A 14,069-nucleotide genomic window follows, 5' to 3' on the forward strand; every position below is an offset into this window, starting at 1 on the left:
TTATGAAGATAATTAAATGTCCCTTTTGCTAATCTGAGTATTATTTAATATATGTCGAACAAACTAACTTCATCAATATTAATTATAGGAGTAATTTTGTTTCTTATCCTTTTGATACAAATATCATATTGCGGAAACGCATTTTTATAAGCATCAGCGACCCAATCATTATTCCATAATTCTACATCAGCTTCGTTGTTCACGATTTTACATATATCCTCAGTATATGCAATAGGATGAGGCAAATTGAAAGTAATGTGTTGCATCCAAATTTGAATTTCACCAATATTTGGAAATCTCTGAAATTTCATATAAATATTATTGACAATTTGCTCCCTTTCATCAGGTATAGGAATTTTATCAACAAGTTTGCTGATGATAACTAAAGCAATCTTATACGCTTTTGGGCTAAATAGGGCAATGTCAGTGAAAAGGGATATTAAAACATGGATATTATTGCAATCTGCAAATTTATTAGCTAATCTATAAGTAAATGTTGTTAATAGTTTAGTAAGAGTACCACTATTAGGATACTTCTTTGAAAACTGATGGATATAAAGAGCCTCTTGTTGAAGATTCGACATTGTAGAATATATTCTCTTCTGTGTTTTTCTATACATGGGTATTCCTGAAATATATGCCACCTTGTCTGGCTTTATAGATTCGGTTATCACATCTTCCGTCAAATATGTCTTTTTAGCATTTAATTGAAAATTAAGTTCTGCAAGGACTTCTTGGAGGCAGAATGCGATACGTTCTGATTCCTCTTTAGAATTACAAAAGATGCGATAATCATCCCTGTATCTTAAAATACGATAGTTATTTATATCTTCAGCACTTAATCTATCACCAAGTTTTTTATCTGCATATGCAAGTACCATTTCTGCTATAAAATCTGACAACACACTACCCTGCGGAATACCGTTAGTTTGACCATATTGCATATACCGTATATAGTCATCTATCAGGTTACCCAACAACCCATGTTTGTCACGTTTTTGTTTAGCCTCTTCTTTCCCCATTAAAGCCCATGCAATAGTGTGGGTATATATAACACCATAGCAATTTGTAATATCTGTAACAAACATATACCTATACGACAATGCTAACTCGAGACTTCTTTGTTCCACATTCTCCCACCAAGAGTTTATCGATGCGGATAAATGTGATTTGTATGTCTTTCCTTTAATTTTTGGAATGCTCGCAATTTCTATGTTAGGCACTTTAAGTGCTGCAAATCTATCTCTTATCTCTTTCCAACTACGCCTGTTTGTCATTGCTTTGACAAGGAGGTAATATAGATAAGGATTTATCAGTTGAATAGGCCTATAAGAATATGGTGCATCTTTCTTTATTAATATCTTGTGATTTACATTCTCAAAGGAGGAAGGAGGATTATCAGTATTTTTGAGAATAGCTTTAAGTTCTTTTGTACCTACAATCGCCTGAACATAATCTAACACAGGTTTAAAGTCTATATAAACAGGTAATTGCATATTACAGTAATTCTGTGATTCCAAGAAATACCGTCTGGCCTTTATATCTGAAAGTTCTAAAATTGTTTGCATTCTCTTACTTATGTTTTCTTCTCACATTCGTTACCTTTCCCCAATGATATTCCGCTTGCCATACTACTAAGCCGTTACCTTTCTGTCGAGCGACGCTGAAGGTTACATGCGTTATCTCTACCATGCAACTGTCGCCAAAAGGACCTACCGAGAGGCGGATGCGTTTGTAAGGACGTGCCACAAACGAGAAGTGTCCGTTGTTGTATTCATCGGGATGATAGGTGCGCCCCTCAACCGTATGCTTCGGGTCGCATAGCGGCGTTCCATGCACATCGGTGGCAAGGTACTTATTGGCTGTATAGGCATTGAATATCTCGCGGTATTCCGTTTTCTTTGTTCCTGCCACAATCTGATTAAAGAACACTTGCTTGATGCTCAACTTCAGCGTATCGCTACCTTTGTAGGTGTTAGGGTCTTCTTCCTCCATGGGTAGCATATCGTGGCCTTTCTCTGTGATCGTAACATTACTGCCATCGAAGTGTAGTCGTGGCAATCGCTCCATAATGTCAGCTGTTTGCAGGCTTACGTTCATCACCGATAACAACAGATTGAAAATATAGCGCGGCTCTTCATGCTCTTTGCTCCAAAGGTTGGGGTTGTTCTTGATAAGGCTTTTCCTGTCGATAGTCACAGCATACCGCTCCATGATCCATTCCACCGCACTCTTGCCATTCACCACATACTCGTAAACGCGTGCGGGAATATCGTCAATGCGCAGATATTCGTTGTAGATAATCGTGCTTTGTTCGCCTTTCTTTGGGAAACGCATCTTGCTTACTGCATAGTGTGCGTATTCGTCTTCTCCTGCATAGTTGTCGTTGATGGTTACCTCGTATGGCTCTACACTTTCGTAATTTAAATGTAGCTCTGCCAACATCTTGCCCGCATAGTAGAAGTTCAGCCACTCTGTTTCGTCCGTAATAATAGGAATACGAGGCAGCGATTTCTTTAAATCCGATGCAAAGGTATTGCGATAATCGGGCGAATGTAGCAAACCGTAGATATAATAGAATATCATTTCTTTGGTGATTTTCTTATTGCCCACACGATTCCTTACTTCTTTCAACATCCAATCGCTGATGCCATCGTGGCAGATACAATCTCCACTCTCTGTTGCAAATAAACCTTGTTGCTTGTTTTCCTCGTACCAATAGAGAGGGAAACATTGCCCATTAAACATTAGTTGCAAGTCTGGTATCTTATCCGTTATCAATGCCGAGAAATCCTTACTGCTACCAATACCCGATAGACAGATGACTAAATTCTTGCTTTCAGGAGTTGGGAAGAGTTTTGTTTGTTGATATTGACGTGTATTTAATTGGTATTCAAAATAAAAGTTGCTTTGAACAAAAGGACGATATAAGCCACATCTAAAGCCTTTTTCTTGTAACCTAAAAACTTTATTCTTAGAAATACTATCCAACCAATAATCTGTCCACACCCCTTTTGTGGAGTTTCTATCAATCTCTGTTTTTTCTTGTCTATTTAGCAATTCTCTCTGTTCATTATAGAAATTAATGGTAGAATTAACATTCTTTCTAATGCTCTCAATAGAGAAATTATATACCCAGCTATCACGACCGCTTGCCACACCTAATGAAAATGTGTTAAACGCACTCTGCGTTTTGGTATCAAACTTCTTTTCAGGTGCCAAGGGTATAAGTTCCGAAAAACCTTCGTTGCGCGGGTTAATCCAATCGCCGTGTTCGTTAGGCTGGAGTATTGTCCAATTGAGTTTCGGTGAACAGATGCTCTTAAAATTATGCACTATCTTCAATTTCTCCTCGCGCGATAGGTAGTCGCCGATGTCGTGATAGTATATTGTAGCACGATTGTCAGCTGTCTGATGAGGTTTCTTGACCAACAATGTAATGGCTATAGGAGTGCGAGAACCTGAACCAAATATTTTTCCTCCTTCTTTTCTTGACAATTCTCCACTGGTTCGTTGGTTTCCCCGCAGATTGAATACATAGATAGCAGAGAACTCGCGCTCTAAACATTTGCGGAAACCATCGTTGGCATTACCGTCTATCCATGCGCCATTGCTGATGAATGCCACTACGCCTCCTTCTTCTTTATTCATGGAAAGACGGTCGGACGCCCATCTAAAGGCTTTGATATAAAGATCGTAAATGGATTTTGTACTCGTTGCAGCTGACTCTTTCACATAGGAGTCTGCTATGCGCTTGTCAAGCATTTCGTAGCTTTGGTTCTGCGCATTGTCGTTGGCAGACTTCTGACCGATAGAATAAGGTGGATTGCCTATAATAACACGTATAGGCGCTTTGAGTTGTTGCTCTACATTGGCGCTATTCCCCGCAAACCACGATTTATCAAAAACAGGTTCTCTATTTTCAGTGGTCTGGAAGGTGTCTGTAAGACATATATTATTGTAGGGCAGATATTCCGCACGCTGCGTCAATTCATGGAACACGCTCTCGATATTAACATCGGCAATATAGTAAGCCAGCAGCACAATCTCATTGCAATGAATCTCGTGCAGATACTTACGTTCCATGTCTTCAGGGTGAATCAGTCCGCTTTGCAGTAGGCGCGTAATGAAAGTTCCTGTGCCTGTGAAGGGGTCAAGAATGTGCACATGCTCATCGGTCAATGAGCAGTTGAACTCCTTTTTCAGAATATCGTTCACCGAGTGTACAATAAAATCGACACATTCTATCGGTGTATAGACAATGCCTAACTTGTCTACCGTTTTAGGGAAAGCCCCCTTAAAGAACTTCTCGTACAGCGTTTTGATGATGGCTTGTTTTCCTTCCAAATTATCAATCGTGCCCACATATTTGCTTACGTTGCTGTAGAAATCCTCAAGCACAGAAGTATCTTTGCTTACTTCTTCGCTTTCTAAGATTTCCAGCATGCGTTGCATGCTTTGGCTTACCGTGTTGTTGGTTGCAAAATGATATTCTTTAAACAAAGCTTCAAACACAGGACGGGTAATCATGTGCTGCGCCAACATTTCGATGGTCTGTTCTGCCGTAATCGAAGGATTGAGGTTTTGTTGCAACACATGTAGAAAGGTGTCAAACTCTTCTTTGTGTACACCGGTATGAACAAGTTGCCCGATACGATAAATAAACTTCTTGGCAATATCACCTACTTTAGCAGCCCAGTTCTCCCAATACAGTCGGTCGCCAACCTTTTCTACCATTTTGGCATATATGCCATCTTGCAATTCGCCAAATCGAAGTTCGAGTTGGGTGGCCACGTCTTCATTGGAAAGTTGTGCAAGGTCTTTCTCATTGTCATCATGCGTAGGTCGTGCGTCACCTCCAAGCATCTGGAACGAACCCCTTGGCACTCCGGCCACAACAATCTTTGAAGGACGTTCTTTATTCAAACTGATTTTGTTGACCGTAGCATTAAACTGTTCATCGTGCGCACGGAGGGCATTGAGAATATCCCAAACTACCTTAAATCTATCGTTGTTGTCAAGAATAAGATTAGGTTCGGTGTTGGGCGGGACCACTACCGGAATGATAATGTATCCGTATTTCTTTGGTTCTTGAGTTTTAGGGTCTTTAAAACTACGCATCACTCGTCCAACGCTCTGCACTACATCTACTTGGCTATCACGAGCCGACGCGAAGATTACAGCATCAAGTGCCGGCACGTCTACACCTTCAGACAAACAGCGCACATTGCTTAATATACGGCACTGACCATCGGCAATGCTCTCATCCTTCAACCAGTCTATGGCTTCAGCCCTTATCTCGGCACTCATTCCGCCGTCGATATGGCGTGCTTCCACATTTACCACTTGATTACGTTCGCTTTCCTCGACATCGTTTTCTTTATAGTATTTGGCCAATTCGGGGAACTGCATGGCAAAGTCGGTTGATGCGATGCCACTGAAACGCTTTGAGCGATTGATAGTAGAACAAAATACCACAGCACGTTTCATCATTCCGGGGTCTTCCGCCGCCGTAATCCCTTTGTCTCCTTTGATGCGTTTGGAAAGCGCATTGACACAGCCCACCAGTTTAGATGCATCATCCAACGTAAGTTCATCGTTGCCTTTGATCTTCGTTTTCATGTCCTCTGACAAATCTTCTTCACTCAACGTCAGCACCAGCACCTTATAATCGGTAAGCAACTTAAGATCAACCGCTTCACCAAACCCGATACGATAAAACTCCTTTCCAAAGAAATCCTCATTATCCATACTCCATAGAAGCATGTCTTTTTCCTTGGCCGTTTCTTTGATGTTAGCATTGTAATAACGTGGCGTTGCCGTCATATACATACGCTTCCGCCCTTGAATAAAGTTATTATCGTGAATCTTTGTGAAATTGCTTTCCTCCTTATACTTGCTCTTTGCACCGGTGGTTCGATGTGCCTCATCGCATACGATCATGTCGAATACACCAAAAGTTCCGTTGGTCTCTTCGAGTATCTGCCGTTGTGCTTCAGCTACCACGTCAATGCTTTGATAAGTGGAAAACACCACAATCAACGCATCACTCTTTCTATATTGCAACAAATGCTTTACAGTAGTAGGAATATTGGTGGTAGCCGGATATGGCATATCTACAATACTTACATCGATGTCTTCATTGAGTTTAGAAGCTTTTGAGTCAGAACAAATACATATCGGTTTGATGACGGCAGAAGTGTCGGTCATCCAATTATTTAATCCTTGTCCTAATAAGGCGATGCTCGGCACAAGAAATAAAACAAGTCCTTTTTTGTTGGTCTCCTGTTCAACGATTTTCAGTGAGGTATAAGTCTTACCCGTGCCACATGCCATAATGAGTTTGCCACGATCATGCTCCATGAAATGATTCTGAGCACATTCCATCGCTTTTATTTGATGGGCGCGAGGACTTTTCCCCGGTAATACAGCATTCTGTCCCTGTTGGCCACTATTGAGCTTTTCCCAATCAACCGCAGCATTTCGCAATTCAAACTGATTGATACGAGTAAAAGGAATGAGCTGATTTTGGATTTTCTGCTCTGCATGAGGATTCCATTTCGATGTCGTTGAAACCCAAATCATTTCGGAAAAAGAAATCTTTTCTTTCGTGTCAGGATGCGTAAATGTGCGTGTTGCTTGTGAAATAAAAGAATCAACTTTAGGCATATCAATAACAGCATCTTCACGATAGCATTTGCATTGGATTGCCCAAAACTCTTTTTGATCAGTCTCTGCAACAAGGTCAATGCCCAAATCGTGTGTCCCGAACTCGGCTTTAGCAGGAAATTCATTCCAAAGCCACACTCTTTTTACGGTATTGCTATAACGTGGGTCAGAAAGAAGCCAACGCTGTATCAACTGTTCAAACTTATGCCCTTTTTCTAACTCCGTTGCAGAATATTCACGGAATAAATTTAGTATCTCGTCAAATGTTTTCATTTGTCTTGTTTTCTATGAATACTTATTTACTTTTATTATTTTCAAATGCTATCAATCATTCTGCTCATAATAATATGAATAATCAATACCTTGCATAAACATTTCTCGGTCATGAATCTTGGTGGTGAGAGCAGGCTGTACTAAAGACTTAATGTGCGTACTATCAGAAATACTCTCACGCATTGCGGTCAGATATTCGTTCTTATCTATCTGACTCCAATCCACACATCGTTTGAGAGAACGTTTCAGCATGAGGTCTAGCCAAATGCGAGTGCTGCGACCATTACCTTCCATAAATGGATGAGCTACGTTCATCTCTACATACTTATCCATAATCTCATCAAAGGTTGTTTCGGGCATTCGCTCTATTGTTTGCAGGGTTTCGGGGAAGTGCATACAATTAGCAAACGTAAAGCCTCCTTTTGAAATATTCTTCGTACGGATTTGGCCAGCAAAATCGTAAAGACCACCAAAGAGATAAGCGTGTATTTGTTGTAAACATTTGATTGTACCTGGGTCTACAGTCTTTAAGACACCACTTTCAAAAAGCTGATAAGCCTTTTTCTTGCTCTGTCCATCAATAGTGTTGTCGCTGTAGGTAAACCAATCAAGAAATCCCATTGCCTTGCTGTTAGGCATAGCCTTTGCCAATAAGACTACACCCTCGCTATCCAGCATATCCGTCAATCGCTGTTTCCCATCCGGGGCTTGCATTTTGAACCGGTTAGTGGCACTAACCAGTTCGTTATTCTCTTTCTTCAACTTTGTTTTGAGATACTTCCAATAGTTTCTGGTCTTTTGGTAATCATCTTGCTCGTTAATTGCAGTAATGATGTCCAGCACAGAGAACCACCACTTATTGTGTTCGTCGTCCCATACCGCCCTTACTTCACGGTCGTTGAAAAAACGAATAGATTTTTTATGTTGCTCTTTATGTTCTGTCATAATAAAAACGTTACTCATCTGGGGTGTTAATCAAATCTTTTGGATTCACCTGCAAGATCTCTGCAATCTGGAATAGTAATTCAAGGCTTGGCTGTCGACGATTGCAAACGTATGAATTCACAATAGTGAAACTCTTACCAAGTTTCTCCGCAAGCCATGTCTGCTTAATCCCCTTTTCGTTAAGCACCTCTTTTATTCTGTTGGTTGGACTTTTCATAAATGATATATGATAGTTTGCAAATATAGTAAATTTTCTTATATAAAATTCTTAATAAGAGGAGAAAATTCTCCTCTTATTAAAGTTTATATATTCAACACTATTTGTTTTTCTTATTTTGTAGGTTATTCTGCATCAGGCTATCTGCTTTTGCTTTTAGTTCTATATTATAATTATCTGTGCCTCTGGATACTTTTAATCATGGTAGCATCACGATTAATATCAAATACATCATTGAGCCACAAGACCTCCTTTGGGCTACAACCACGCCATACGCGGATAATACGGAACTTCAAAGCATCGTCCTCATATTCCCGTTTACCTTGCCATAGTAAATAGTTGCCAACTAAAGAAGCAAAACATACAACAGTCGTAATAACCACATAGGTAAAGACTTTCGAGGATTTAATGTCAAAGCTATGTCTATAGAAATGTTTTTGTTGTTTTGGAAGCTCTTTCCGCTCCTTTACTCTACAAACCTGTATATCTGTCACCAGCTTATCAATCGACTTACTATCCTCCTCTTTGATACGTATTTGTACATAATGGTATTATTTTTTTCTTAATTTTGCGATATCCTCTCTCCATTATGTGAAAAGAGCTAAAACAACATTATTATAAACAACCAAAAATGAAAATGAAAGATTTCAATAGCATTAAAAGTCAAATAGTTAAAGAGCTTAATTCTAAGAAACTATCCGATGTATTACCATCAATAATTGATTTTGCTCAAAGAACGGGGAACATAGCACTAAAGCAATTGTGCGTTAATGAACTTTATGGATACGATGCGGATGCAGAGCTACCTGAATACAGAAAGATTCCTGTAATTCTTTACGATAAGGATGGAGGTGAATTTAGATATTACCCGAAGGGAAGTGTGATTCCTTTAAGTGAGATTAATAAACGTGAATATTATCCATACAGAGGTACAATTGAAGATATGGAGAATATGGCGATTAGCAGTGATATAAGACAATTTATTGTTTTTAAAAAGCCATTCAAGGTTTCTATCAATGGCAAAGCGTTTGTTGCCCATAGTTTCGAATATTTCTCACACGAAATAAAACCGTGTATTTTAAAAGCGAAAAAAAAGATTAATGTCGCTATTGATAATATAGACAATGTAGAATCCTTTCAAGAAGACAAATCATTAATAACTTTGCATGAAGATATTATCAAGACTTCATCTAAATTATTCATAGATGGGTATTATAGACAAGCTGTTTTAGATGCGACAATAGGTTTGGTAAATCGAGTAAAACAGAAATCACAATGCTATGAGTTAGACAATACTCCGCTTATGCAAAATGTTTTTTCGCCTAATAAGCCTATCTTAAAGATATCCAAAAGTAAAGACATACAACAAGGTATTATGTGGTTATTTTCAGGAGCCATAATGGCTTTTAGAAATGCTCATGCACACAAGTTGAATTATCAAATAACAAAAAATGAATGTCTTGAACAGCTTCATTTTATAAGTTATTTACACAGAATACTTGACAAATCAAAATTAAATCCAACATAATGATGGTCTGTAGATATACGCAGGGAACTTTTAGCACAAAAATATAAAACTTCCTTCCACGGCGTCCTATTTACTCGCTTAAAAGCCACAATGCATACCAATAGTAACACTCATACTTCTTCATATCAAGTTTAGAATTTCCTCTACCTTGTCAATGATAGTTTGATGAAAATGAGTAACGATACACCCCTTTTCACATTGGCACGATGCGCCAATTGGTTGAGATTGTTTGCCATGCCACACAGCTTGCGAATGAAGTCTACTTGCTCTACGGTCAGCCGTTCAATGACATTTCCTTTATCAAGAACTTTTCTTACAAACTCACTCATGGTTACTCCTGCGCTTTGGGCTTTGCCTTTGAGCGTATAGTAATCCTGCGTATTCAGTTTCACCGTGATACGGTATTTCTTCTTTTCGGCTACGCCCTTGGTTGGACGACCACCTTTTTTATATTCTGTTTTTATCATACCTGTTTCTTTAATTTGATTTGATGGAGACCAGCGGGATAATCCTCTGCAACGACTGTCAGGAGGTGGAGCAAGTGGTTTTGGTATGTCCAAAACATAAACTTGCTCCCCGAAAAATAGATTATGCAAAGCAAATCCTACAATCATAGCTTAATCCCTTTGGTTTTCTTATTTTTTGCTTTCTCTGAATGCTTGAATTCAGCACATAAGTACTCATTTAGGTCTTTATAATTCTGGAAGACGGAAGAGCAGTTTTGAACATCAAAACCGTCTCTTTTGAGTTGTTCTAAAGTTCGCTTTCCTCCTTCATCATTATCTAAATATGAATAGATGAGCTTGTGCTTTGAAAGGAAAAATCTTGACTTTTTGATATTATTAATCGAGTTAAGTATCAGTGCAGCTTTCTTCTCTTCATCTGGACTCATCGTAAGCAGACTAAGATAATCCATAAAACCTTCAAACAGATTGATTTGTTCTGAAGGACTGGGAACATACGACACATCGGAAGGAGGCAAACACCCTTTGAAGTATGGGTTGCGCAACGCATACCCATAAGAATTGTTTGGAAAGCCTATTGCGTAAAAACTCCTATCACCAATTCTATAATGGATTTCCCTACAATATTTTTTCGCAATGTTCAGATTGATTCCTCTATGTGTGAAATATTCTATGAGATTCGGATGACATAAGTTGGTAGAGCCGATAACCTCTATACGTGATTGGCTTGGAGAATTTGTTTTGCTATTAGCTATGGATAATTTCGGCAGGATATTTTGTTTGCCATTAAACAACTCTATACCTTGTATTAAACTGCAATTATGTAATCTCATAACTAAATCTATAAGACTCCCACCTTCATCAAGGGCAAAGTCGTACCATAGATTTTGATTATAATCAACTTTGAAACTTGGAGTATGTTCATTTCGGAATGGACTTTTATACATTCCGTAATAGCCATAATTCTTTATAGGGTATATAGACATGCTACCTAAGTAATCTTTAATTGATATTGCTTTAATTTCATCTATTGTCATACTTGTAGCTTTTAAACCTATTACTTACTACAATGTTATTGTTTTGTAAGTCATTGACAATGAAAGAAAAACATGTAGTACTAACTATCTTTGTAGTAATCATAGCACATGTATATGGTAGGTTGGTAGTAATGAGGTAGTAATACCTTATATCATTATTTACTACGGTCTAACCTTTTTTCTTTCAATGCTTTAACTCTCTTTGTAGTAAAGTAGTATTAATAATTTGTATTGTAACTTTGGATAAAAGGATTGGGAACAATCTTGCGTATATGATAGACATACATTGGATTGCCACTTATCCTTTTGGATTTCCGCAAGAAACCAGCTTTTTTCAAGGCCTCTCCCATTCTCCTTTCACTTAGGTTAAGCGTGGTGTAAGCTCGTAAATAATTCAAGATTTCAGAAGTGGTCATATAACTTTCTTCGGTTACTGCAGGCTTTTCCATACCTTTTAGAAGCATTTCATATTCAACAGTCTGCACATGAAATCCTTCGCTCTCTTGATGCAGTTCGGCTATTTCCTCTTCATTGAACCAGTAATGATACCCAACTCTCCACAATTCAACAGCTTCGGAGTACACCTTGGTGATATTAATCTCTTTAACTGCGTCAATGTCAATGTGCTCAACTTCAAAAGGCAGAAAGCGACGACTTCCTGTCGGATCCGTCAGAAAATCATTGCCATTAACTGATGCCATAAAGCTTGCCAGATGAGGATACTCTTCAATGTAAGTATCGTATGGTCTTCGATATTTTACTCTTAGCGTTGTTATCAGATTCTTCAACTCATTCTCATCTCTTTTATTGAGTGCCTTTAGCTGGTCGTCAATATTGATAAAAAGGTATTCTGCTATCAGGGTTTGCACATCTTTTCCTTGCGGGTCTATCTTTCCTGTGAAAAGATAACTCTTCAGTTCTTCTGGACAGAGTAAATCAAGGAAAGTTGTTTTGAATTTTCCTTGTTCACCTGTAAGAACTAAACATGTATGATTACGACACTGTAAATCATCCATAGCATTGGCTACAACCGCAACCAGCCATTTCACAAAATAGTGCTTCCACTTCTCAGGATTCTTCACCGTAACACAATTTACCAACCTTATGATTTCAGAATCATCTTCGCCTTTAGGTTTTGGCAGGTTCTGCAAAAACTCACGAATTGGGTTAACTTTATTGCAAAAGTCACTCTCTAATATTGCGCGAATATTATCGGCTGGAGTATATATCCCCAAAGTCCCATCTACCAAACGGCGCATAGAATTGATGTCATATTTAGTAAGAGGTCGGAATGATGTGTCAGACTCTTTTTCCCGAAACTCTGTTCTGCTTTTCACGGTATTATAGCGAAAAGCATAATGCTCTTTCAAGAATTGTTCTATACGTTCATTCTTGGATTGTTTTGTATTTGCTTCTGTTTTTTCCTTTTTCATGATATAGGCTTTATAAAAGGGAAGAATCAGAATGTTTATCAGAGATAAAAGTTTTTGCCTCCTCGTTGATTTCGGCAACAGTCTTTTTCTTACCTCCTTCAATCCATGCCAACAACTCATCTTCAAAAAAGTAGAGATGCTTACCATTCTTATAGCAAGGTAGTAAGCGTTTACGTACTAAGGTGTAAACCGTGGGTTTGGCTTTCCCTATAAGTTTACACGCATCATCTATTCCAATAGGAATACGTTTGGGAGGGACAATAGGTGTTTGTCCTTTACATACTAAATTCTTGATTTCAGCAACTTCGCTGACTAAGTGAGCAACAGCCTTTGGCAAGTTCTCAAAAGTAATTTCATTTTGTACCATAATACTTCTTATTGATTTTTACGGTGCAAATGAAAAAAGTGTTTCCTCTGTGTCCTAAGACACTGAAGAAACACTATAAAAACACAATAGGGTTGTGTGTTATTCTGTTATTTGGCGGTCTGAAAGGCTTTGTACAATAGGAATAATACCTTTCTTTTCATCATCACGAAGATGGCTTTTTATGCTTCCAACTTCCACATCTTTAAATGTGATGGCAAAAACCTGCTTAAGGAACTGCGAAATTTCATCTTGTTTGCCAACTCTAAAATGGTTCCATATATTCCAACCAAAATGAAACAGGTCTAAGGCAACTAACTCTTTGATATTAATTGGCTCAATGTGTGATAAGGGAAGTTTAGCGGAGTACAACTCTATATATTTGCAAAGTCTGAGTAAATCTTTGTCAGAAACATAAGGTGCGAACTGCTGTTGAGTATATTTAATGGCTATCGTACGTTTATCCTGTTCCTTTTGGTTCATTATCTTTTGTTGCTGTTGCCGAATTGAGTCAAAGTCCATTGGTTGTTGCTGTTGTGCATAAGGAGAACTGCCCACACCGTCTACTACTTGTCTAGCCTCAATGTCGGACGCATTATCATTTGTTTTTTCTTCTTGTTTCTTTGGAAAGAAAAACTTAACTAATGCCGTAAATAGTCCCTCAACCAAAATAGACAATATAGAATAAATGATAATGCCTATGGCAACAACACTCCAAAAGACTATTTGTGCAGTAAATTCATCAACCCCTAAACGTAAGGCAACCACTCTTGCGAACAAAGCAATGATGACACAAACAACAAGAACGGACAGATATACTACGATATGTTCAAAATATTTGGTATTCATATTATGTTGTCGAATTAAGTTTTATTATTTTCAATATCTATTTGAATAGCATTAGCTGCTTTATTTTTCTTTTCATCGACAACCTTAGCATATACTTGGGTCGTTTTGACATTTGTATGTCCTAACATCTTGCTTACGGTATAGATGTCTGTTCCATTTGCAAGTTGGAGGGTAGCAAATGTGTGTCTAAAGCAATGGAACAATATCGTCCATTTAAGGATTTGGAAGAATATAGAGAATAAACCGGTAACATGTTGTAAATTAGTCGATTTTCTATATGCTGCGAGTGT

At 38.3% G+C, this 14,069-nt stretch carries 9 protein-coding genes and 3 pseudogenes; 1 reads left to right on the plus strand and 11 read right to left on the minus strand.

What is annotated here, in order from left to right; all coding sequences use genetic code 11:
* Window positions 1-44: 44 nt before the first annotated feature.
* The 5 genes and pseudogenes from BN102_RS09900 to BN102_RS11190 form a co-directional block, all read right to left on the minus strand.
* Window positions 45-1,568: an RNA-directed DNA polymerase gene (locus BN102_RS09900; RefSeq protein WP_036787961.1), complete on the minus strand. Its 1,524-nt coding sequence runs from the start codon at window positions 1,566-1,568 to the stop codon at window positions 45-47.
* A gap of 4 nt (window positions 1,569-1,572) precedes the next feature.
* The gene (locus BN102_RS09905; protein WP_019208991.1) at window positions 1,573-6,942 is read right to left on the minus strand and encodes a DEAD/DEAH box helicase; all 5,370 of its coding nucleotides are present in this window, start codon (window positions 6,940-6,942) and stop codon (window positions 1,573-1,575) included.
* A gap of 51 nt (window positions 6,943-6,993) precedes the next feature.
* Window positions 6,994-7,905 (minus strand): protein adenylyltransferase Fic, encoded by a 912-nt coding sequence (gene fic, locus BN102_RS09910; RefSeq protein WP_019208992.1) that lies wholly within the window; start codon window positions 7,903-7,905, stop codon window positions 6,994-6,996.
* Window positions 7,898-8,104 carry a helix-turn-helix domain-containing protein gene (locus tag BN102_RS09915; protein WP_019208993.1) on the minus strand — a complete coding sequence of 69 codons (207 nt, stop codon included), beginning with the start codon at window positions 8,102-8,104 and terminating at the stop codon, window positions 7,898-7,900. The genes fic and BN102_RS09915 overlap by 8 nt, the downstream gene beginning before the upstream one ends.
* A gap of 100 nt (window positions 8,105-8,204) precedes the next feature.
* Window positions 8,205-8,655: pseudogene (locus BN102_RS11190) on the minus strand (hypothetical protein); the annotation flags it as partial.
* A gap of 80 nt (window positions 8,656-8,735) precedes the next feature.
* Here BN102_RS11190 and BN102_RS09920 point away from each other — a divergent pair.
* Window positions 8,736-9,632 carry a TIGR02391 family protein gene (locus tag BN102_RS09920; RefSeq protein WP_019208994.1) on the plus strand — a complete coding sequence of 299 codons (897 nt, stop codon included), beginning with the start codon at window positions 8,736-8,738 and terminating at the stop codon, window positions 9,630-9,632.
* A gap of 120 nt (window positions 9,633-9,752) precedes the next feature.
* Here the strand turns inward: BN102_RS09920 and BN102_RS09925 are convergent.
* From BN102_RS09925 to BN102_RS10970, 6 genes and pseudogenes are all read right to left on the minus strand, one after another.
* Window positions 9,753-10,099, minus strand: a pseudogene (locus tag BN102_RS09925) (plasmid mobilization protein).
* A gap of 143 nt (window positions 10,100-10,242) precedes the next feature.
* On the minus strand, window positions 10,243-11,133 hold the full coding sequence (locus BN102_RS09930) for a DUF8464 domain-containing protein (RefSeq protein ID WP_019208996.1): 891 nt from the start codon (window positions 11,131-11,133) through the stop codon (window positions 10,243-10,245).
* A 218-nt stretch (window positions 11,134-11,351) separates the two neighbouring features.
* Window positions 11,352-12,566, minus strand: coding sequence for a virulence-associated E family protein (locus tag BN102_RS09935; RefSeq protein ID WP_019208997.1), 1,215 nt, complete (start codon window positions 12,564-12,566; stop codon window positions 11,352-11,354).
* A gap of 10 nt (window positions 12,567-12,576) precedes the next feature.
* Window positions 12,577-12,933 carry a helix-turn-helix domain-containing protein gene (locus BN102_RS09940; RefSeq protein WP_019208998.1) on the minus strand — a complete coding sequence of 119 codons (357 nt, stop codon included), beginning with the start codon at window positions 12,931-12,933 and terminating at the stop codon, window positions 12,577-12,579.
* A 99-nt stretch (window positions 12,934-13,032) separates the two neighbouring features.
* The gene (locus tag BN102_RS09945; protein ID WP_019208999.1) at window positions 13,033-13,779 is read right to left on the minus strand and encodes a hypothetical protein; all 747 of its coding nucleotides are present in this window, start codon (window positions 13,777-13,779) and stop codon (window positions 13,033-13,035) included.
* A gap of 14 nt (window positions 13,780-13,793) precedes the next feature.
* A pseudogene (locus tag BN102_RS10970) lies at window positions 13,794-13,979 on the minus strand (tyrosine-type recombinase/integrase); the annotation flags it as partial.
* Between the last annotated feature and the right edge of the window lie 90 nt (window positions 13,980-14,069).

This window comes from Phocaeicola abscessus CCUG 55929, assembly GCF_000312445.1.
GTDB lineage: Bacteria > Bacteroidota > Bacteroidia > Bacteroidales > Bacteroidaceae > Phocaeicola > Phocaeicola abscessus.

Bases quoted from the DNA above. Each gene is read 5' to 3' on its own strand.
- BN102_RS09935 (WP_019208997.1), bottom strand. From the start codon at position 12,566: ATGAAAAAGGAAAAAACAGAAGCAAATACAAAACAATCCAAGAATGAA.
- BN102_RS09930 (WP_019208996.1), bottom strand. From the start codon at position 11,133: ATGACAATAGATGAAATTAAAGCAATATCAATTAAAGATTACTTAGGT.
- BN102_RS09920 (WP_019208994.1), top strand. From the start codon at position 8,736: ATGAAAATGAAAGATTTCAATAGCATTAAAAGTCAAATAGTTAAAGAG.
- BN102_RS09915 (WP_019208993.1), bottom strand. From the start codon at position 8,104: ATGAAAAGTCCAACCAACAGAATAAAAGAGGTGCTTAACGAAAAGGGG.
- BN102_RS09940 (WP_019208998.1), bottom strand. From the start codon at position 12,933: ATGGTACAAAATGAAATTACTTTTGAGAACTTGCCAAAGGCTGTTGCT.
- BN102_RS09900 (WP_036787961.1), bottom strand. From the start codon at position 1,568: ATGCAAACAATTTTAGAACTTTCAGATATAAAGGCCAGACGGTATTTC.
- fic (WP_019208992.1), bottom strand. From the start codon at position 7,905: ATGAGTAACGTTTTTATTATGACAGAACATAAAGAGCAACATAAAAAA.
- BN102_RS09945 (WP_019208999.1), bottom strand. From the start codon at position 13,779: ATGAATACCAAATATTTTGAACATATCGTAGTATATCTGTCCGTTCTT.
- BN102_RS09905 (WP_019208991.1), bottom strand. From the start codon at position 6,942: ATGAAAACATTTGACGAGATACTAAATTTATTCCGTGAATATTCTGCA.